The 20,810-nt window shown below is 35.2% G+C and carries 25 protein-coding genes; 20 read left to right on the plus strand and 5 right to left on the minus strand.

Going from position 1 to position 20,810, the window contains the following annotated elements; translation table 11 throughout:
- Window positions 1–11: 11 nt before the first annotated feature.
- Both NF27_RS08345 and NF27_RS08350 read right to left on the minus strand, forming a co-directional pair.
- Complete coding sequence (locus NF27_RS08345) at window positions 12–740, minus strand: F0F1 ATP synthase subunit A (protein WP_039458224.1); 729 nt, start codon at window positions 738–740, stop codon at window positions 12–14.
- A gap of 8 nt (window positions 741–748) precedes the next feature.
- A complete protein-coding gene (locus NF27_RS08350; RefSeq protein ID WP_053332711.1) occupies window positions 749–1,006 on the minus strand; it encodes an AtpZ/AtpI family protein in 258 nt (85 codons plus the stop codon).
- 286 nt (window positions 1,007–1,292) lie between these two features.
- Here NF27_RS08350 and NF27_RS08355 point away from each other — a divergent pair, with 286 nt between their 5' ends.
- The 7 genes from NF27_RS08355 to NF27_RS12590 all read left to right on the plus strand — a co-directional run bounded on the left by NF27_RS08355 (window position 1,293) and on the right by NF27_RS12590 (window position 4,987).
- A complete protein-coding gene (locus NF27_RS08355; RefSeq protein WP_038540102.1) occupies window positions 1,293–1,613 on the plus strand; it encodes an HU family DNA-binding protein in 321 nt (106 codons plus the stop codon).
- 9 nt (window positions 1,614–1,622) lie between these two features.
- Window positions 1,623–2,402: a TatD family hydrolase gene (locus NF27_RS08360; RefSeq protein ID WP_039458227.1), complete on the plus strand. Its 780-nt coding sequence runs from the start codon at window positions 1,623–1,625 to the stop codon at window positions 2,400–2,402.
- Window positions 2,403–2,416: 14 nt separating this feature from the next.
- Window positions 2,417–3,175: an MBL fold metallo-hydrolase gene (locus tag NF27_RS08365; RefSeq protein WP_039458230.1), complete on the plus strand. Its 759-nt coding sequence runs from the start codon at window positions 2,417–2,419 to the stop codon at window positions 3,173–3,175.
- 137 nt (window positions 3,176–3,312) lie between these two features.
- Window positions 3,313–3,681, plus strand: coding sequence for a 30S ribosomal protein S6 (gene rpsF, locus NF27_RS08370; protein ID WP_052646505.1), 369 nt, complete (start codon window positions 3,313–3,315; stop codon window positions 3,679–3,681).
- Window positions 3,682–3,702: 21 nt separating this feature from the next.
- A complete protein-coding gene (gene rpsR, locus NF27_RS08375; protein WP_052646504.1) occupies window positions 3,703–3,966 on the plus strand; it encodes a 30S ribosomal protein S18 in 264 nt (87 codons plus the stop codon).
- Between the two features lie 15 nt (window positions 3,967–3,981).
- Window positions 3,982–4,479 carry a 50S ribosomal protein L9 gene (gene rplI, locus NF27_RS08380; RefSeq protein WP_038540092.1) on the plus strand — a complete coding sequence of 166 codons (498 nt, stop codon included), beginning with the start codon at window positions 3,982–3,984 and terminating at the stop codon, window positions 4,477–4,479.
- A gap of 349 nt (window positions 4,480–4,828) precedes the next feature.
- Window positions 4,829–4,987 (plus strand): hypothetical protein, encoded by a 159-nt coding sequence (locus NF27_RS12590; RefSeq protein ID WP_161791844.1) that lies wholly within the window; start codon window positions 4,829–4,831, stop codon window positions 4,985–4,987.
- Window positions 4,988–5,295: 308 nt separating this feature from the next.
- On the opposite strand, the gene NF27_RS08385 is transcribed toward NF27_RS12590, so the two are convergent.
- Window positions 5,296–6,294, minus strand: coding sequence for a magnesium transporter CorA family protein (locus NF27_RS08385; RefSeq protein ID WP_038540089.1), 999 nt, complete (start codon window positions 6,292–6,294; stop codon window positions 5,296–5,298).
- A 119-nt stretch (window positions 6,295–6,413) separates the two neighbouring features.
- On the opposite strand from NF27_RS08385, the gene motA reads away from it, so the two are divergent.
- The 10 genes from motA to NF27_RS11380 all read left to right on the plus strand — a co-directional run bounded on the left by motA (window position 6,414) and on the right by NF27_RS11380 (window position 15,962).
- The gene (gene motA, locus NF27_RS08390; RefSeq protein ID WP_039458291.1) at window positions 6,414–7,307 is read left to right on the plus strand and encodes a flagellar motor stator protein MotA; all 894 of its coding nucleotides are present in this window, start codon (window positions 6,414–6,416) and stop codon (window positions 7,305–7,307) included.
- A gap of 57 nt (window positions 7,308–7,364) precedes the next feature.
- Window positions 7,365–8,657: an NADH-quinone oxidoreductase subunit NuoF gene (nuoF, locus tag NF27_RS08395; protein ID WP_039458234.1), complete on the plus strand. Its 1,293-nt coding sequence runs from the start codon at window positions 7,365–7,367 to the stop codon at window positions 8,655–8,657.
- A 13-nt stretch (window positions 8,658–8,670) separates the two neighbouring features.
- Window positions 8,671–10,632, plus strand: a complete 1,962-nt coding sequence (locus tag NF27_RS08400) for a transglycosylase domain-containing protein (RefSeq protein WP_053332712.1) — start codon at window positions 8,671–8,673, stop codon at window positions 10,630–10,632.
- Window positions 10,632–11,057, plus strand: a complete 426-nt coding sequence (gene tsaE, locus NF27_RS08405; RefSeq protein WP_039458238.1) for a tRNA (adenosine(37)-N6)-threonylcarbamoyltransferase complex ATPase subunit type 1 TsaE — start codon at window positions 10,632–10,634, stop codon at window positions 11,055–11,057. Before NF27_RS08400 ends, tsaE begins: the two co-directional genes overlap by 1 nt.
- 159 nt (window positions 11,058–11,216) lie before the next feature.
- The gene (coaD, locus tag NF27_RS08410) at window positions 11,217–11,714 is read left to right on the plus strand and encodes a pantetheine-phosphate adenylyltransferase (protein ID WP_039458241.1); all 498 of its coding nucleotides are present in this window, start codon (window positions 11,217–11,219) and stop codon (window positions 11,712–11,714) included.
- Window positions 11,711–12,244, plus strand: coding sequence for an SH3 domain-containing protein (locus tag NF27_RS08415; RefSeq protein WP_053332713.1), 534 nt, complete (start codon window positions 11,711–11,713; stop codon window positions 12,242–12,244). Before coaD ends, NF27_RS08415 begins: the two co-directional genes overlap by 4 nt.
- Window positions 12,245–12,249: 5 nt before the next feature.
- The gene (gene rpiB, locus NF27_RS08420; RefSeq protein ID WP_239647838.1) at window positions 12,250–12,684 is read left to right on the plus strand and encodes a ribose 5-phosphate isomerase B; all 435 of its coding nucleotides are present in this window, start codon (window positions 12,250–12,252) and stop codon (window positions 12,682–12,684) included.
- Window positions 12,685–12,739: 55 nt separating this feature from the next.
- A complete protein-coding gene (gene glyA, locus NF27_RS08425) occupies window positions 12,740–14,032 on the plus strand; it encodes a serine hydroxymethyltransferase (RefSeq protein ID WP_039458243.1) in 1,293 nt (430 codons plus the stop codon).
- A gap of 76 nt (window positions 14,033–14,108) precedes the next feature.
- Window positions 14,109–14,903: a CAF17-like 4Fe-4S cluster assembly/insertion protein YgfZ gene (gene ygfZ, locus NF27_RS08430; RefSeq protein WP_039458247.1), complete on the plus strand. Its 795-nt coding sequence runs from the start codon at window positions 14,109–14,111 to the stop codon at window positions 14,901–14,903.
- Window positions 14,904–15,323: 420 nt separating this feature from the next.
- On the plus strand, window positions 15,324–15,962 hold the full coding sequence (locus tag NF27_RS11380) for a type II toxin-antitoxin system RelE/ParE family toxin (RefSeq protein WP_053332714.1): 639 nt from the start codon (window positions 15,324–15,326) through the stop codon (window positions 15,960–15,962).
- A gap of 180 nt (window positions 15,963–16,142) precedes the next feature.
- Here the strand turns inward: NF27_RS11380 and NF27_RS08440 are convergent, their stop codons facing one another.
- Together NF27_RS08440 and parA are read right to left on the minus strand one after the other, a co-directional pair.
- Window positions 16,143–16,667: a shikimate kinase gene (locus NF27_RS08440; protein WP_039458251.1), complete on the minus strand. Its 525-nt coding sequence runs from the start codon at window positions 16,665–16,667 to the stop codon at window positions 16,143–16,145.
- 216 nt (window positions 16,668–16,883) lie between these two features.
- Window positions 16,884–17,540, minus strand: coding sequence for a ParA family partition ATPase (gene parA, locus NF27_RS08445; protein ID WP_039458306.1), 657 nt, complete (start codon window positions 17,538–17,540; stop codon window positions 16,884–16,886).
- Window positions 17,541–17,751: 211 nt separating this feature from the next.
- Here parA and rpsL point away from each other — a divergent pair, with 211 nt between their 5' ends.
- Genes rpsL through fusA form a run of 3 tightly spaced genes read left to right on the plus strand, consistent with a single transcriptional unit; the run spans window position 17,752 to window position 20,728 of the window.
- A complete protein-coding gene (gene rpsL / locus NF27_RS08450) occupies window positions 17,752–18,123 on the plus strand; it encodes a 30S ribosomal protein S12 (protein WP_039458254.1) in 372 nt (123 codons plus the stop codon).
- A gap of 12 nt (window positions 18,124–18,135) precedes the next feature.
- A complete protein-coding gene (gene rpsG, locus NF27_RS08455; RefSeq protein ID WP_038540065.1) occupies window positions 18,136–18,609 on the plus strand; it encodes a 30S ribosomal protein S7 in 474 nt (157 codons plus the stop codon).
- Between the two features lie 19 nt (window positions 18,610–18,628).
- Window positions 18,629–20,728, plus strand: a complete 2,100-nt coding sequence (gene fusA, locus NF27_RS08460; protein ID WP_039458258.1) for an elongation factor G — start codon at window positions 18,629–18,631, stop codon at window positions 20,726–20,728.
- Window positions 20,729–20,810: the final 82 nt, after the last annotated feature.

Genomic DNA, 20,810 nt, shown 5'->3' on the forward strand with positions numbered 1-20,810 from the left:
CTAAAAATTTATTAATGTAAGTTAATGGCATCGTTTAAGTACACGCAGCTTAAAATTGTAAAAATATATGCCTGTAGTACAGCGACGAATATTTCAAATCCTTGCATTATTGTCAAGAACGCAAATGGAAAAATTCCTAAAGTAAGCCCACCCATAATGGTAAATGAGGCAAGGAGCTTCATTACAATGTGTCCGGCGGTCATATTTGCTGCAAGCCTTACGGCTAAGCTAACAGGCCTTGAAAGGTAGGAGAAAAGTTCAATTAATATCATAAGCGGGGCAAGTAAAGAAGGGGTTCCTTCAGGTAGAAATAATGAAAAATAATGGAACCCATGTCTTACAAAGCCTAAGATAGTTATAGCTATGAATATGCCGGCAGCTATTGCAAAGGTTACGATAATGTGACTGGTAATTGTAAAGCTATAAGGAATCATCCCTAGTAAATTACAGAAGAGTACAAATATAAAAGTAGTAAAAATAATCGGCATATATTTTTTGCCTTCTGAGCCGGTAGTGCCTTCTATAATGCCGTCAACGAGCTCATATAGCATTTCTGCCGAAGTTTGTAAGCGGCCGGGAATGAGCGCTTTCTTTCTTATGCTTAAGCTTAAAAAGAGCACGCAAGTTATTAGGGTGATTAACATTAAAAGGGCTGAGTTATTAAATGATATGTCTATTCCAAAGAGTTCTAAGTGAAATAGTTCTTGAATTTTAAACTGTTCTAATGGGCTATGCATTATTTTCTCAATTATTTTTTATTAATTTCAAATTTTTTTAAATGCTTATAAAAATTATAGAAGCCGCCGGCAGTACCTAATATAGTAAATAAAAATAATGTTAGAGGCAAAGTTCCTAAGGATTTATCAATAAAATATCCTAGCGATGCTCCAACAATCAAGCCCGAAAAAAGGTCAACCAGTAATCTTGAATAATCAAATCTCTCAGGATTATTTGAGCTATCCTCTTTTTGTTTTATTTGCTTGATTTTGTCCTCTAATTCTTTCAATACCGGTACCGAGAGTATCTATAGCCGTATAACAATATTAAGTTATATTGAAAAGTCAACAATGATCATATTTTTAGTTATATATACCTCTTATATTTTAAGTTAGTTAAGATGAAAATATTCCTTTTGCTGCTTATATGCTAGGTTTGTCGGGTTTTAGGCAGCCTTTGTATTCTTTTGATCTTAGTTTTTATTTAATAAAACTTTAACTTATAAATAATTGATTTATCAGCATTTTGTTCGTAAAATTACTTCAATATAACATTAATTATTGAAAGTAAATAAGATGATCTCATGTTTAAATAAAAGCACTATAACCAGAGAATTTTTAGCCAGGGCTATAAAAAGGGAAAGCGGAATTAATATAACTAAATCTTCTGAGATGGTTGATCAGCTGATTAATTTTTTGATCTCCAGAATTTGTGAAGACTATGAAATTAAAATCAGGCTTTTCGGATCTTTTATTTCTAAATCTAAGAAAGAAAGATTAGGGCGTAATCCTAAAACTATGGAAGAGGCAACCATTCCGGCTAGAAAAGTTGTGAAATTTAAAGTTGCACCTAAGCTAAAAAAGAGGATAAATGATAATATACATTTAATCTCATAAAAAATATAAATGCTTATTGATACACATTGCCACCTGGATTTTGATGAATTTAAAGCTGATTTCGAAGATGTGATTAAACGCGCAAAATTAGCAGGTGTTATTGCAATGCAGACTATTTGTACAAACCTTGATGAATGGGAAAGAATTCATAAATTAACCAAAAATGACTTTCCTATTTTTTGCTCGGTCGGTACTCATCCTTTGAATATTAAGGATACCAGGATTTATAAAGCAAAGGAAATTGCAGCTATATGCAATAACAACAAAGTAATCGGAATCGGCGAAACCGGCCTTGATTACTATTATGATACCGAGCATAAAGTTTTGCAGCATGAATCATTTGTTGAGCATATAATAGCAGCACAAGAAACCGGCTTACCTCTTATTATACATACTAGAAATGCTGATTCGGATACTATAAATATTTTAAGAGAATACAAAAAGCAAAAAGATTTTAGTGCAGTTTTACATTGCTTTACTTCCTCAGAGAAGCTTGCCATGGAAAGTTTAGAACTAGGATTTTATATTTCTGCTTCAGGAATTGTCACTTTTAAAAATGCACACGATTTGCATTCATTGTTTAAAAAGATTCCGCTGGAGAAGCTTTTAATTGAAACCGATGCACCTTATCTCGCGCCGACACCTCTAAGGGGTAAAAGAAACGAGCCTAGCTTTGTTAAGCATACAGCAGAATTTTTAGCTGATTTAAGGGGGGAAAATTTTGAGCATTTCTGCCAAGAGACTACACAAAATTTTTTCAAGCTGTTTAACAAGGCGAAATTAAATTGAAGCTGAGGTGAGATATGAAGTGTACGATTTTAGGATGTGGTGGTTCAAATGGAGTGCCTGAAATCGGATGTGAATGCGTGGTCTGCAAATCAGAAAATCCTAAAAATCACCGAACGCGTGTATCAATATTAGTGGAATCGGACAATGCAAAAATCTTAGTAGATACTTCTACTGATTTAAGGCAACAAGCGCTAAATAACAAAATAAAGTATGTTGATGCTGTTTTATACACTCATGATCACGCCGATCATGTTGCAGGAATTGATGATATAAAATTATTAAGTAAAGATAAAAAGCCTATTCCCGCATATATGGATGAAAGGACGCATGCTTTTTTAATGCAGAGATTCCCTTATATATTTAAACAGTTCAGCCCGCTTTATCCTCCTCGTTTAACCTCGGTTATTATAAAAACAGACGAAAATTTTATGGTTGGAGATATAAGGGTGCAAAGCTTCCCTCAAATTCATGGTGGTATACATTCCTTAGGTTTTAAATTCGGGAATCTCACATATTCTACTGATCTTAACAAGATACCTGAATTGAGTTATAAGTTATTGGAAGGTACAGAGGTGTGGATTTTAGATTGTATGCGTTATTATTGGATGCCTTCACATGCTTATCTGGAGCTTATATTGAATTGGGTAGCAAGAGTAAAGCCGAAGCTTACCGTTCTGACGCATATGGCGCACACCATGGAATATGATGAACTGAAGCGAATATTACCCAAGCATATAATTCCTGCATACGACGGTATGGTAATTGATTTGTAAATATTTGTTGTTAGCAATGATTCTTTCTTTTATTATAAGCATTAATAAAAGCTTGCAAAAATAAATATTTCTCTTAATATGCACCTTCTAAGAATTATTTATAAAAAGCATATTTGCTCAAGGAGTACGAGATAAAAATGACAAAAATGGCGTTTTACGATTCAATTTTTATATTAAGGCAGGATATTTCCGAGGCTGATGTTCACAAAATTGCTGGCAAGTTTATTGATATTGCTACAAACTTAGGCGCTACTCTTATAAAGAAAGAATATTGGAGAGTAAGGCAGCTTGCATACATTGTGAAAAAAAATAAAAAGGGTCATTACGTTTATCTTGGGTTGTCAGCTTCTTCGGATGTAATTAAGGAATTAGAACGAAATTATAAAATTGATGAAAATGTTATAATGTTCTCTAATATTAAAGTTGATAAAATTGATGATGCACCGACGCCTATGATGCAAGCTCCTTCTGATATCGGTAGCTTTGGTGAAGCGGCCGAAGTATAAATTTAAATAAAAAAGGTTTGTATGTCTGAAAATAATATTATTTCAAATTCAGTGCTTTTTAATAGAAAGCAATATAGTAAAAAAGGTTCGCGTTGCCCATTAAGCGGTAAAGATGCACCAGAAATTGATTACAAAAACATTCAATTGCTTAAAAAATTTATTTCAGAAAAGGGTAGGATTTTACCAAGTAGGATTTCTTCAGTTTCTGCTAAAAAGCAAAGAGAATTAAAGAATGCGATTAAAAGAGCAAGAAATATCGCATTATTACCATTCACAACCATTTAAGTTCAGAGATAAAACATGCAAGTTATTTTAATTGAATCAGTAGATAAGCTTGGGAAAATAGGGGAAATAGTAAACGTTGCTGACGGTTTCGGCAGAAATTATCTCCTTCCACGCAAAAAAGCAATCAGAGCTACAAAAGATAATATTGCCTACGTTGAACAACAAAGAGCAACTATTGAAGCAGAGAACTTAAAGAAACAGGAAGCTGCTGAAGAATTATCTCAAAAGCTTGTCGGGGTTGGGGTAGTTATTGTTAGGCAAGCTGCGGAAGACGGAAGGCTATATGGTTCTGTTACTGCCAGAGACATAGTTAATGCAGTAAAAGTTGTATCGGAAATTGTGATTTCGCCGGATAGTGTGGTAATTACTTCTAAGTTTAAAGAAATCGGAGTTTATGAGGTTACCTTAAATCTTCATGCAGAAGTAAAAGCTAAAATTGCTCTTAGTATTGCAAGGACTGAGCAAGAAGGAAAAGCAAGTTTGCAAGCTTCTACTATTCAAGTCGCAAGTTAAGCTTACACTCTTATATAAAGCTTTTTACTAAAGCTATATAACAAGTCAATTTTAAAACCTCTTAAAGGCAAACTTTAGGAGGTTTTTTATTAAAAGAATATAGATAAGATTTTTGTGATAGCTAATATTGTATATTTTTATTTAATGTGAGCAAGACACCTATAGTCGTAATAAAAATATTCATTTATGAATTTTTGCGTGAATATAAAATGTAGGATAGTTTTCGATTGCAGTTTAAATGAGACAACTAGAGGTCGCAACATTTATTTCAAACTTCCGACCTTTTTTCAAAAAAGTTAAAGATTTTAAAAAATTGTAGTTATTGGAAAATTATTTTTCTAAAGTGAAAATGACAAGTACTGTTATAAATAAACAAACAATAACTGATCAGATATATAATGTCATTTCAAATATCATCCCACCAGATACACTTAGGCAAACTCATATTGAGAGTACCTTCACGCGAATTAAAAACGGAGTGCTAATATTTCAAAGCTTAGAACCTTAGAACCTGATATACCTAAAAAGCATCTTGTTTCTTATTTTGTTTTATTTGATGAGAAAAATTCTAAACTTTATCTTATTAATCATAAGTAAAGCACAACTTCGGCTTCTGCCCGGAGGGCATTTTGAAATCAATGAAGACTACCAAAGAAATTGTCAAGCGTGGGTGGTTTAGAAGAATTAAATTCAAGATGAGTTTAGTGGAGTTCAAATGGTTTGAGTTTAGTGAAATCCCCTATGCATAATCTGATCCTAACCTACAGAGGTTTATTAATGAGTTATAAAAAATCATGTGAATAGTTGCTTTTTAAACTATAACCAACCTTTCTTTTTAAAATAATAATAAGGGGCAATAGCAGAAATGATTATAAATAAAATTGCTATCGGGTAACCGTAGGTCCAATCCAATTCAGGCATATTATGAAAATTCATACCATAAATACTTGCAATTAAGGTTGGCGGCATAAATACGGCAGCCGCAACCGTAAATACTTTAATTATCGAGTTTTGTTCAACGCTTAGCATTCCGAGTGTAGCATCCAGTAAAAAGCTTATTCTTTGCGAAAGGAAATTAGCATACTCGGTTAGGGATATAACCTCTCTGGTAATAGTTTTAAACTTAGCACGCGTTTCTTTCCGGCTCGGGTTCTTTAAAGTATCAATTTGACTATAAAAAATAAGCATACGGTTAATACTAAGTAAGCTTTCACGATTCTTAGAAATTACGTTACCGGTACGCCCGACTTTCTTTATAACATTGTTATAATAAAATTTAGAATTATCTTTGATTTGATTATTACCCTTTACCACTTTCTTTTCAAAAATACTTTTTAAAATACTATCAAGCTCATTTCCGGATTTTTCAAGCGCATCTGCTATTCTATCAATTAATGAATCAATTAATCCTTCAAGAACAATTTCAGGAGAAGAACAAATTTCAGGTTGCCTCATTGCGCGTGCGGCAAAGTTATTAAATGGTCGTGGTCTATGATATCTTAGAGTAACTAAATAATTCGGAGTTATAATAAATGTGATAGCCGTAGCATCGGGATATTCGGATTCAGCTTTATGAAGAGCGGTAACGGTCATATAATAAGCATCTCCCTCTTTATAAAAAGGACTCATTACCTCAAATTTATTCATCTCCTCACGAGTCGGAGCATCAATATTTAATGATTTTTCAATAAATTTTTCTTCTTCAATAGTAGGTTCTAAAAGATCAAGCCAAACACAACCTACAGGTATAGTGTTGCCCGGTTCTAATTCTACTTTATTCAATGTGTTGTTAATATTTATATATGCGATAATCATGACTACACTCTTGACAACTATGCTTGTTTAGTAAAGTCTTAAATAAGAATATATTTTTAAATGAAAAAACGAGCAAAGCAACATTTTTAAATAGTAAATGTGTTTGGGGGGAGAAAAAAATGCTTTTAATAGTAGGAATAATAATCATACTCGGAGCGGTATTCGGCGGATATGCTCTGCATGGCGGTAGTATAGGAGTTATTCTTGAGGCATTACCGTTTGAGATGTTAGTAATCGGCGGTGCCGCAGTCGGTGCAACAATTGTAGGTAATAAAACCAGCACTTTAAAAAAATGTTTATCCGATGTTGTTAAGTGTTTTAAAGGAACGAAATGGTCTAAGAAAGATTACCAGGATCTTTTATGTTTACTCTTTTTAATTACAAAAACAATTAAAACTAAAGGAATATTAGTAATTGAAGAGCATATTGAAAAGCCTAGTGAAAGCTCTATATTTAGCCAATTTCCAAAAATACTAGCTGATCAGTTTGTTATCAGTTTTATATGTGATACTTTAAGGATAGTTACCATGAGTCTTGAAGATCCCTACCAAATTGAAGATAATATGCAAAGGCAATTGGATAAATATGCTCATGAAGTTACGGCCGGTTCCGATGCATTGCAAACCATGTCAGACGGGTTGCCGGCGATCGGGATCGTAGCTGCGGTTCTTGGGGTTATAAAAACTATGGCTTCTATTGATCAGCCGCCTTCTGTACTCGGTATGATGATCGGTAGCGCATTGGTCGGGACATTCTTAGGAGTATTTTTAGCTTATTGTATTGTCGGCCCTATGTCGAATAAAGCTAAGGCAATTCATATGCAGGATTTGCAATTTTTATTTATTATCAGAGATACAATTATTGCGCATCTAAAGGGGAATGCCCCCCAAATTTCGGTAGAGATCGGTAGAGGTAACGTACCGGGGGTTTATCAGCCGACATTTTTTGAACTTGAAGAAGCAATGAAAGATTTAAAAGTTGAAAATAAAGAAGCTGCGCCTCAATCAGATTGATATAATAGTTTAATTGGTGTACAAAAAGTATTAGGTTATAAAATCATACATTTACAAATGTTACACGAAAAAGATCGCATATTTACCAACCTTTACGGAGAGTCCTCTTTTACTTTAAAAGAAGCTAAAAAAAGAGGCGATTGGGATAATACCAAGAAAATTTTACAGAGTACGCCGGAGCAAATTATTGATGAAGTTAAACTCTCAGGGCTCAGAGGAAGAGGGGGTGCAGGTTTTTCCACAGGAGTAAAATGGTCTTTTATGCCTAAGTCTACTCCGGACGGCAGGCCGTCTTATCTTGTAGTTAATGCTGATGAAAGTGAGCCGGGAACCTGCAAGGATAGGGATATTATACGTAATGAACCTCATAAGTTGATTGAGGGTTGTTTAATATCAGGTTTTGCAATTAGAGCTAAAGCTGCATTTATCTATATCCGCGGTGAGTATTATAATGAAGCGGTCGTTTTGCAACAAGCCATAGATGAGGCATATGAAGCCGGGTTAATCGGCAAAAATGCTTGCGGTATAGGGTATGACTTCGAGGTTATTTTACATAGAGGAGCAGGAGCTTATATATGCGGTGAGGAAACTGCATTACTTAATAGCTTAGAAGGAAGAAAGGGGATGCCGAGGCTTAAGCCTCCTTCATTCCCGGCAGCGGTCGGTTTATACGGGTGTCCGAGCACGGTAAATAATGTTGAAACCATTGCTGTAGTTCCAACAATTATGAGAAGAGGTGCTTCATGGTTTACTTCGATAGGGAAGCCTAATAATGCAGGTACTAAAGTATTTTGTATTTCAGGCCATATAAATAAGCCGTGTAATGTTGAAGAAGCTATGTCAATACCGCTTAAAGAGCTTATAGAGAAGCATGCCGGTGGAGTAAGAGGCGGATGGGATAACCTGCTTGCAGTTATTCCCGGCGGGTCTTCGGTTCCGCTGCTGCCAAAGAGTATTTGTGATGAAGTGTTAATGGATTTTGATAGTTTGAGAGCGGTAAATAGCGGGCTTGGGACTGCAGCCGTAATCGTAATGGATAAATCAACCGATATAATCGCGGCAATTGCCAGGTTGTCGAAATTTTATATGCATGAATCATGCGGGCAATGTACGCCTTGTCGCGAAGGAACCGGATGGCTTTATAGAATTATGAAAAGGTTTGTTAAGGGTGAAGCTGATATTGAAGAAATAGATAAATTATTTGATTTAACCAAGCAGATAGAAGGTCATACGATTTGCGCTCTCGGAGATGCGGCAGCGTGGCCGATTCAAGGATTGATCAGACATTTTAGAGGTGAAATCGAGGACAGGATTAATAAGTATAAAAGAACACATAAAAAAGTAGCATAGATTCCCAATAAAAATGACCAAAAAGAAAAAGCCGTATAAAAAGAAGGCGAGTAGTAAAAAAAGCTTTAAAAAAAGAGTAATAATTCTTTTTTTTAAAGTAGGCTTTGTTATTTCCTTAATATGTGTTTCCTTGATTCTTTTAATAATTGCCTACTATTCTTCGGATTTACCTAATATAGCGCAAGTTTATGAATTTAAAAAACAACCGAGTTTTACCGTATTGGACAGAAACGGCCGGATTTTGGCTAACTATGGAGATTTGCAGGGAAGGGATTTAAAATTCGAGCAAATCCCAAAAACATTGATCCAAGCTGTGGTAGCAATTGAAGACAGAAGGTTTTTTGAGCATCAAGGTGTAGATGTTTGGGGAATAATACGTGCAATATATAGAAATAAAAAAGCCGGAAAAGTTGTTCAAGGAGGAAGCACTATTACCCAACAGTTAGCGAAAATTGCTTTTCTAACTCCTGAAAAAACTTTTAAGCGCAAAATCCAGGAAGCATTGATTGCAATCAAGCTGGAAAAAAAATATAGCAAAAAGGAGATAATGCGACTTTACTTAAATAGAGTTTATCTAGGCAAAGGAAACTTTGGGGTTGATGCGGCAGCAAAATTTTATTTCGGGAAATATATAGAAAAAGTCAGTTTGTATGAAGCTGCGATATTGGCCGGTATGCTTAAAGCGCCGAGCAAATACGCGCCTGCTAATAACCATGAGCTATCAATAAAACGTGCAAAGCAAGTGTTATCCGCTATGGAAGAAGAAAATTATATTACTCATACAGATATAAAGAAAGCTATTCCTCCCTTAATTATGGAGCGGGGTAATGCCAGAGGCGCTTTGCAAAATCCTTATTTCTCCGATTATGTGATTGAACAGTTACCTCTCTATCTTACTGCTAATAATCAGGATGTAAAAATTTATACAACTTTAGATTTAAATTTACAAAAAAGACTGGAAGAAGCGATATTAGAGAATATGAAAAATGCTAAAAGCAAATCCAATGCTTCCGAAGCGGCGGCAGTAGCCATAAATAGGCGAGGGGAGATTGTTGCCTTGGTTGGCGGAGTCTCATATAACAAGAGCCAGTTCAACCGAGCTACAAGTGCTAAAAGACAACCCGGTTCGGCATTTAAACTTTTTGTTTACCTTACGGCTTTAGAAAACGGGTATAGTAAAGAAAGCATAGTAATTGACTCACCAATTAAAATAAACAAATGGTCCCCGAGAAATTTTAGCCGCCAATATTTAGGAGAAGTTATTTTAGAAGAAGCTTTTGCTAAATCTATTAACACGGTTGCGGTAAAATTATCGGAAAGCTTGGGAAGAGAAAAAGTTATAAATACAGCAGGTAAGCTTGGTATAAAAGATAAGATGAAAAACCTACCGAGTATAGCTTTGGGCTCGGAAGTAACTTCTTTGCTTGATTTGTCTGGTTCATATTCGATAGTAGCAAACGGAGGATATAACATTAGACCTTATGCAGTACTAAAGATTACCGATAGAAGCGGAAAAGTTTTATATTTAAATAAAAACAATTCCTATAAAAAAGTTATATCAGACTCAGCTAATCAGCAAATTAAACATATGCTTGCCAAAGTAATTCAAAACGGAACCGGTAAAAAAGCTCATATAGCAGGAGCTGAAGTATTTGGTAAAACCGGTACTACGCAAGATTATCGAGACGCATGCTTTATCGGATTTACCGATTATCTGACGGTTGGCGTATGGGTAGGTAATGATGATAATACCTCTATGAAGAGAGTGATGGGCGGAGGACTGCCTGCTGAGATCTGGAAAGATTTTATGAAGAAGAATGTAGAAAAAAATCATGGAACTATATGGAAAAAAGTTGAGAATATCGGTAATGAAAAGAAATCAAATTCTATAATGAACTTCCTATCTTCAGTATTTAATAAAAAGGAGAAGGGAGAAACTATAGATAGTATAATTGAAAAAAATACGAAAAAATAATGCAGATTATAATAAATAGTTTAGTAGAGCTGGATAAATTTGCTGCAAATATTGCTCAAAAATTGGAAGCTGGAATGGTGGTTTGTTTAAGGGGTGATTTGGGAGCCGGAAAAACTACTCTATCAAGAAGTTTAATAAGGCATATTACCAAAAATCATAATTTAGAAATTACCAGCCCTACTTTTAATTTAGTACACTTATATAACGCCCCAAGGTTTAAAATTTGGCATTTTGACTTATATAGATTGAAAACGGCGGAAGAAGTATATGAACTTGGTATCGACGATGCTTTTAATGAGCTGGCAATTATTGAATGGCCGGAAATTATAGAAAATATATTACCAAGCAATAAAATAGATATATTAATAGAAATCGGTGAAAATGAAAATTCACGAATAATTACCATGAATAATTACCATGATTAATTAATTTTTTTGCCTGCTTCTGAGCTTGCCTGTTTTTATAATCTTCATAAAAGAGGAAACTTATTATATAATATAGCACTGCAACATGTATTGCCTGCCTTGTAAAGATGATAAAAACCCCGTATATTCAAATATATAGATAAATTAAACCATAAGAGAATGGACAATAACAAAATTGCTATTTATCCGGGAACATTTGACCCTGTAACTTTAGGACATTTGGATATTATTACAAGGTCAGCCAAAGTTTTTGAAGGTGTAATAGTCGCCGTTGCACAGGATAGCAAAAAAATTACTCATTTCTCATTTGAAGAAAGGGTGGATATGTTGAATTATGAGCTAAAGAGGCTGAAACTTGAGAATGTCAAGGCTAAAGCATTTAAAGGTTTACTAGTTGATTTTATTAAGACTGAGGGAGCAAGGATTATAGTTCGCGGGCTAAGAGCCTTGGCTGATTTTGAGTATGAGTTTCAAATGTCCTATATAAACCATAAATTATCGCCTGATATTGAAACCGTTTTCTTACCTGCTACCGAAAACGGCCATTTTATTTCATCAAGCTTTGTAAATGAGATAGCAAGACTGGGAGGCAACCTTAAGGGTTTCGTATCAGAGGAAATAGCAGCTAAAATTAAAGAACGTTACAGTAAGAAATGAAAAGACTTTTAATTATTTGCTTATTAGCCGGTTTGCTGCCCCTGAATGCGTTGGCAAGAGAGGTCGGAAAGGAGACCGGTTTACCGCTGCCGCGTTTTGTGGTTTTGAAGTCAAATAAATCTAATTTAAGAAACGGTGCAGGGATAAAGAATGCCATCAAATGGACATATTTGAAAAAAGGGTATCCGATGGAAGTGGTGGCGGAGTTTGAAAATTGGAGAAAACTAAAAGATATTGATGGAACAGAAGGTTGGATTAACGAGAATTTAATTACCGGTCGCAGAAATGTGGTCATTATAGGAAATAAATTTGAATTAAATTTGGATAAATATAAGTTAAAGCAACAAGAAATGGTTCTACTTAGGTATCCGGATGAGAACTCACATCCTATTGTAAAAGTTGAGTTTGGGGTAATTGGAAATATTAAGAAATGTGATAGAGAATGGTGTAAAATTAAAATTGAAGAATATACAGGCTGGATTAAAAAAATTAATCTTTGGGGAGTTTATCAAGAAGAAGTTATAGGATGATTGTTATGCAAAAAATATATTTGGGTTCAGATCACGCAGGGTTTAGCTTAAAAGAGAAGATAGCTGAACATCTTCGTGATAAAATATATAAGGTAATTGATTTGGGTACTAATAGTAATCAATCCGTAGATTACCCTGACTTTGCCGAAAAGTTGAGTGATAATGTTGCCGCCTGTGAGGGGGGAATCGGAATATTAATTTGTGGAAGCGGAATAGGTATGTCGATTGCTGCCAATCGACATCCGAAAATTAGAGCGGCACTATGCCATAATGCTTCATATGTAAAACTTGCTCGTGAGCACAACGATGCTAATGTTTTGGTGCTTGGAGCTAGGTTCTTACAGGAAAAAGACGCACTTGAAATGGTAGATGTTTTTCTTTCTACAGAATTTTTACAGGGCAGGCATAAAGAAAGAGTACAAAAACTAACAGATCTTTGATTGTCTTTTAAAGAAATATTATTAAACTCACAAAAAATAATTTAGTGAGGCTGATATGCCTAAAGATTTATCCCCTAATTTTCTTAATAATTTTTTCAAACAACCATTAGAGAGTTGCGATCCTGAGATTGCTTCATTTATTAATAAAGAGCTTAAAAGGCAACAAGATTCAATTGAACTTATTGCTTCGGAAAATATTGTTAGCCGAGCAGTATTAGAGGCGCAAGGTTCAATACTTACAAATAAATATGCCGAAGGCTATCCGGGAAGACGTTACTATGGCGGCTGTGAATTTGTTGATGAGATTGAAAAGTTAGCTATTGAAAGAGCTAAAAAATTATTCGATGTAGAGTTTGCAAATGTGCAACCGCATTCAGGTTCTCAAGCTAACCAGGCAGTGTTTTGTGCACTATTGGAACCAAAAGATAAAATATTAGGGCTATCCTTAGATTCCGGGGGGCATTTGACGCATGGATCAAAAGTAAATATTTCCGGAAAATGGTTTGAATCTTATTTTTATGGTGTAGTGAAAGAGACGGGCTACATAGATTATGACGAGATGTTAGACCTGGCAAAGGAGCATAAACCCAAATTAATTATTGCCGGTTGCTCCGCTTATCCGAGGTTTATTGATTTTAAAAAATGTCGAGAGATTGCGGATAAAGTAAATGCATACTTATTAGTCGATATGGCGCATTTTGCCGGTCAAGTAGCAGCAGGTCTCTATACAAATCCGGCAGAATTTGCCCATATTGTAACCACCACAACCCATAAAACTTTAAGAGGACCTAGAGGCGGGCTAATCTTAACTAATTATGAAGAAATCGCTAAAAAAATTAATTCGGCTGTTTTTCCCGGAATTCAAGGAGGGCCTCTTATGCATGTAATTGCTGCGAAAGCAGTGGCTTTCGGGGAAGCATTAAAACCTGAGTATAAGAATTATATGCAAAACGTTATAGATAATGCAAAAACACTTGCAGAAATATTAGTTGAAAGAGAATATTCTATTTTTACCGGGGGTACTGATTGCCACCTGTTATTAGTTGATTTGAGACCGCAAAAACTTACCGGTAAAGCGGCAGATGCTAGTTTGGAACGAGCACATCTTACCTGCAATAAAAACTCAATCCCTTTTGATACTGAAAAGCCTACCATTACTTCCGGAATAAGGCTAGGTACCCCTGCAGGCACTACCAGAGGATTTGGTAAAATTGAATTTAAAGAGATAGGTAATCTGATTGCAGACGTGCTTGACGGGCTAAAAAGCAACCTTGAAGATAATTCTGATATAGAGCAAAAAACAAGTATCCGAGTTAAAAGTTTATGTGAAAGATTCCCGATTTACTAAAATATTAAATAAATAAATTTAATATTAGTCGGGATTTTGTTATAAATAGATTTATTTGAGATTGAGGCAGCAATTAATGGAATATTTTTTATTAGAGAATAGAGAAGTAATTGCTATTTCAGGTACTGACAGGGGAAAGTTTTTACAAGGTATTATTTCCAATGATATCGGTAAGATTAACCTTGATTCTTATATTTATGCTTTGATGCTAACACCGCAAGGTAAGCTTCTATATGATTTTTTTATAATTGAAAGAGATAATAGCTATTTGCTTGATTGCCCGAAACCTTTTGTTGAAGAAATTGTAAAAAAATTTAATGTTTATAAATTGCGGTCGGATATTAGTATAGATCGGCTAACTGATCATAAAATTTTTGCGAGTTTTTCTAAGCTTAATAATCTTTTTTTACCCGATCCAAGGAATGCAGAATTAGGTTTTAGAGCAATAATTGATCCTTCTATTTCGCTTATCGGTGCTCCTCTGGATATTAGAAAGTATGACTTAAAAAGAATGGAGCTACTAATCCCGGACATGGTTAGTGATCTTGAGTCAGGTACTTATTTCCCTTTGGAGTTACATTTAGACGAATTAAATGCAATTGATTATAAAAAAGGCTGCTATGTCGGGCAGGAAGTGACAGCTAGGACTCATTATAGGGGAGTAGTAAGAAAGAACATATATAGAATTGAGGTTATTGACGGGGAGCAATTGGAGCCTAAAACAAATATATATTTAGGAGAGAAAAAAGTTGGCCAAACTTTAGGCTTTGTTGGAAGCCAAGGATTAGGGCTACTTAGAACTGAAGAAATTGAAACAGCAAAAGATCTATTATTCACGGCTCATCAATCATATATTAGGATTATATTTTAATAATCTATCAGTGAAAGATGATTATTATTAATGCTGCCGGCAATTTTTGTTAATTACTAAAATCTTTATGGTTTAAAGGCTGCCGGTATAGGTGGTATGTTTTTTATATATCACCTTTTTTATTTATTAAATTTATATAACTGCTTTTATTGTTGCTTTAATACTATGATATTAGAGTTATGCTTGGGTTACAAACTTTACATATTTTACTTAATTTTTTTATAGTTAAATAATAACAAATAAATATTTTAATCCGGAAGAGCCATTAGTTGCCGTTATTAAAGATTTATTATTAGTAAATTAATGCAAATAACTCTTAAGTATTTTAAAAATAAAGAAAAAAGATTGCTTAATTTTATTACTATTGACTATTTCACTTGTTCAACCTAAAGTTTGGTTAGTGTATTTGGAGGTTTGTATATGGATAAAGTAAGTATAAGAACTATTAAGATCTATGGTAAAGATGAGAAAGAGTTCATTACTGATTGGTTGGAAGGCCTCGAAGATATAAAAGCTAGAATTAAAATTTTAAGAAAATTGGATCGGGTAAAATTTAAAAAGTGTAAAGATCTTAAAGATTTGGGTAACGGGCTATTCGAGCTTAAAATAAATTATGGAGAAGGGTATTATATTTATTATACCAATTTAGAAAATGATACTATTTTACTACTTTACGGCGGAGAGTTATCCAGCAAAGAAAGTATTATTGAGCAAGCTAAGGAATATATGGCTGAGCACACTAAAAGGAAAGGTTATAGTTATTATCGCGAATATGATGAGCTTTTATTGGAAAGGCTCATGTTGGAAAAGGAAGCACAGCAGCATCTAGAGACTGCACTTGAGGAATTTATTGAAGATAGGGATAAGGCAATTTTTCTGCGCGCTTTGAGGGAAGTAGCCGTGGTGCAGGGAGGAATAGCAGAATTATCCGAGAAAACTAAACTTAATAGGCAAAGCTTACATAAAGCATTATGTCCCACTGCAAATCCAAAGCTGGATATTATTGGAGCTATAATAAAAGGTTTAGGATTTAAAATTAGAATAGAAGCTGATACTTAAGCTTATAAGTAGGAAGATAATTAATTTATATATAAAAAATTTAGACTTATACTTTATAACCATTTACTTCTTTTAATACCTTAAAAAATTGTTAAGTTGAAAAAATAATGTAGCTTAACAATTTTTAAGGTCAAAGAAATAGCAATAATTATATTTTAAAAATTTTATAACTTTTATAACTTAACAAAACTCTTTAAGTTTTACTAAAATATTATCTACTATATAATGCGCATCTGCGTTTCCGCTATTTATTTTAATATCTGCTTGCTCAAGAAGAGGGTATTGTTGTTCAATAAGGCTTTCAAGCACTTCCAGTTTATTCTCGCCATTTAATCCGGGTCTAGTATTCCTTCGCGAAATTCTTTCGTAGATGGTATCGATATCTGAATAAAGCCAAATAGAAATTGCCTTCTCTTTAATTAAATTTCTTACTTCTTCATTGGCGAAGCTTCCTCCTCCGGTAGAAAGAATGATAGTTCCGTACCTCAATACTTCCTTTATTATACTTTCTTCCTGTTTTTTAAAGTATTCTTCGCCGCGATAATCATAAATATCAACTATTTTTAATCCTTCGCGTTCTTCAATTACTTGATCACTATCGTAAAATTGCATATGTAGCTTTTTAGCTAACTTTTTACCGATAGTACTTTTGCCGCTTCCCATTATGCCGACTAATACAATAGGTTTTGTCACTTTTATTCTCATGTGCTTCCAATGCCCCTTGAATTTCTATTAAAATTTTTAAGCACAACTATAATTGCTTAAAACTTTATACATAAATTTCTATTTAATAGCCTATTACAAATTCAGGCTTTAGAAAAGATGTGTGAATTAAATAATTATAAATAATATTTGTTTATAATCAAGTTTTAGAATTTTGTTCTTTAATTACCAAAAGAATAAATATGTTTAAAGAATTGATTATACCGCAACTTGACCTGATTTTATTATTTTAATGGCTGTAATGATTTCATTTACCAATTCCTTAATCTCTTTAGCAGCCGGTGAGTTCGGTTGGGTTTCCGTAATACATTTGCCGTCTAAAAATGAGGAGGAGAATGCCACTCTATTTCCAATGGTGGTTTTTAGAATATTTTCTAAATTTTTAGTTAAAGTCGGTAAAATCTTAGAATTGGGTGGAACACGATTTAATAATATTTGATAAGGAATATTATTCTGCTTACAAAACGAAGTGGTGTTATCCGTTGCCCATAAATCGGTCGGGCTTGGTTGCATAGGTATAATAACTAAGTCTGAAGTGCGTATTGCTGTTTTTGCATCTGTTTCATTGTGAGGAGGGCTATCTATTATAATATAATCGTATTTCGTTTTAAGAGAAAAAATTTCATTTTGAACTTTCCACCCGGCTTTGGAGATAAGATTAATACCTGTAAACCCGTTGCCGTATCTTTCTTGTCTAATGCCATGCCAGCGGCTTAAGCTTCCCTGCGGGTCGATATCAATCGCCGCAACCCTTTTATTCATTTGGCTTAAGCTTACTGCAAGATGTGCTGCTATAGTAGTTTTGCCGCTACCGCCTTTTTGTTGTGAAATTGTAATCGTGCAGCAATCATCCATAAGATTCTCTATAAGTAATAATATCTTATAAGAGATTATAAACATTATACTAAAATTGCAATAACTCACTTTAGGTTGGAATAGTTGTTAAATAATTTGTAAACATTCAAAAAAGTCTTGACTCTAAGCATGGTTATAAATATTATCCGTCAACTAACTTATATATTTAAGTAGTATAATCAGATTATATTGTGCATGGAGATGATGTAAGATGCCAACAATAAACCAATTGATTAGGAAACCAAGGGCTGATAAGTCAGTTAAAACAAAGGTTCCTGCTTTAGAGAGATGTCCGCAAAGGAGAGGTGTGTGTACAAGGGTGTATACAACTACTCCTAAAAAACCAAACTCAGCGCTTAGAAAAGTGTGCAGGGTAAGACTAACAAATGGTTTTGAAGTTACTAGCTATATTCCGGGAGAGGGGCATAACCTTCAAGAGCACTCGGTAATATTGATTCGTGGTGGAAGGGTTAAAGATTTACCAGGTGTTAGATATCATACGCTTCGTGGAGTTCTTGATACTCAAGGTGTTAAGAATCGTAAGCAAGCTAGGTCAAAATATGGTGCGAAGAGACCAAAATAGTTAGAGGAAAATATGTCGCGTAGAAGAACAGCAGAGCAAAGAGTAGTAAATCCGGATGCAAAATATGGTAGTGTTGTTATTACTAAATTTATAAACAACATGATGTGTGATGGTAAAAGATCTGTAGCAGAAAAAATATTTTATGAAGCGGTGGAGTCGATAGCGGGAAAGTTAAGTCTTGAGCCTGCGGAAGCTTTCGAGAAAGGGTTGGAAAATGTAAAGCCTTTACTTGAAGTTAGGTCTAGAAGGGTTGGGGGTGCAACTTACCAAGTTCCTGTCGAAGTAAGAAAGAATAGGCAGTCAGCTTTAGCAATGAGATGGATCATCAATGCTGCAAGGCAGAGAAAAAGCGAAAGAACGATGGCTACAAGACTTGCAGCCGAGCTTCTGGATGCGATAAACCAGCGCGGTGCTGCTTATAAAAAGAGAGAAGATACGCATAGAATGGCTGAAGCAAACAGGGCGTTTGCTCATTATAGATGGTAATTAGGAAGGGGCGGAGTATATGAGTTCGAATACTGAAATTAAGAATTACAGAAATATTGGGATAATGGCTCATATTGACGCCGGAAAAACCACTACTACTGAGAGAGTGTTATATTATACCGGTAAGTCGCATAAAATTGGCGAGGTGCACGAGGGTGCGGCTACGATGGATTGGATGGAGCAGGAGCAGGAAAGAGGTATTACAATCACTTCAGCGGCTACTACTTGTTTTTGGCAAAAAGATGATGAGCAAGATAAAACCAAATATAGAATTAATATTATTGATACACCCGGTCACGTAGATTTTACTATTGAAGTAGAGAGATCTTTGAGGGTTCTTGACGGGGCGGTAGCAGTATTTGACGGCGTAGCCGGAGTTGAGCCTCAATCTGAAACGGTATGGCGTCAGGCGGATAAATATAGTGTCCCGCGTATGTGTTTTGTTAACAAAATGGATAGAACCGGTGCAAATTTTTATCGTTGTGTTGATATGATGGTTGACAGGCTAGGGGCTTCTCCTGTAGTTGTTCAGCTTCCTATCGGTGCGGAGGATGTATTTGCCGGTGTAATTGATTTGGTTAAAATGAGGGCGATTATCTGGGAAGATGAGTCTTTGGGTGCTAAATATAATTATACCGAAATTCCAGCTGATCTAAAAGAGCAAGCTGAAGAATATCGTGTTAAGCTTGTTGAGGCTGCGGTAGAGATGGATGATGCGGCTATGGAAGCTTACCTGGGCGGAGAGGAAATTTCCGTTGATACAATTAAGAAATGTTTAAGGAAAGGTACGGTAACCGGTAAGTTTGTGCCCGTTCTTTGCGGTAGTGCGTTTAAAAATAAAGGTGTACAGCCACTGCTTGATGCAGTTGTTGATTACCTTCCGAGTCCGATTGATATTCCTCCCGTTAGTGCTATTAATGATAATACTGGTGAAGAAATAAAAATTGCAGCTGATACTAAAGGTAAGTTTGCAGCCCTCGCATTTAAGATTATGAACGATCCGTATGTCGGTACGCTTACATTTATCCGTATATATTCCGGCGTTTTAAAGGCCGGTACCAGTGTAATTAATACAGTTAAAGATAGTAAAGAAAGGGTTGGTAGGATGCTGTTGATGCATGCTAATGATCGTGAAGATATTAAAGAAGCTCAAGCAGGTGATATTGTTGCGCTTGCGGGGCTTAAAAATACAACAACTGGAGATACCTTGACTGAAGAAGGTAGTGCTATTGTTTTAGAAAGAATGGAATTCCCCGAGCCGGTTATTGAAGTTGCGGTTGAGCCGAAAACTCAAGCTGACCAAGAGAAGATGGGGGTAGCGTTATCACGTTTAGCAGCTGAAGATCCTTCACTTAGAATGAAAGTCGATCATGAATCGGGTCAAACCGTTCTCGCCGGAATGGGTGAACTTCACTTGGAAATCATTGTTGATAGAATGAAGCGTGAGTTTAAAGTTGAAGCAAACGTAGGTGCTCCGCAAGTTGCATATAGAGAAACTATCAATAAAGCTTACGAGATAGATTATACTCATAAAAAGCAGTCAGGCGGTGCCGGTCAATTTGCTAAGGTTAAAATCTTATTTGAACCATTACAGCCGGGTGAGAACTTTGTGTTTGAAAGTAAGGTTGTCGGCGGAAACGTGCCGAGAGAATATATACCTGCGGTTCAAAAAGGTATCGACCAAATTAGGCAAAGCGGGATACTTGCCGGATATCCGGTTATAGATTTTAAAGCAACTCTTCTTGACGGTGCTTACCATGATGTTGATTCAAGTGCGCTTGCATTTGAAATTGCAGCAAAAGCAGCATTTAGAGAAGGGGCGGCAAAAGCAAGTCCTGTTATACTTGAGCCGGTGATGAAAGTAGAAGTCATTACTCCGGATGAATTTATGGGTGATGTAATAGGGCATTTAAATAGTATCCGCGGCAGGATATTGGGTATGGATGCTAGGGGGAACGCACAAGTTATTAATGCTGAAGTGCCTCTTGCTACTATGTTCGGATATGTTAATACCTTAAGATCTATGACTCAAGGTAGAGCACAATATACTATGCAATTTGCACACTATGAACATGTGCCGCAACACGTTGCAACTGAAATAATTGCTAAGTCAGCTTAGTTTGATATTGAGAAAGGAGTTATAAAAAGATGGCCAAACAGAAGTATGAAAGGAATAAGCCGCACGTTAACATAGGTACGAT

Source organism: Candidatus Jidaibacter acanthamoeba (assembly GCF_000815465.1).
GTDB lineage: Bacteria > Pseudomonadota > Alphaproteobacteria > Rickettsiales > Midichloriaceae > Jidaibacter > Jidaibacter acanthamoebae.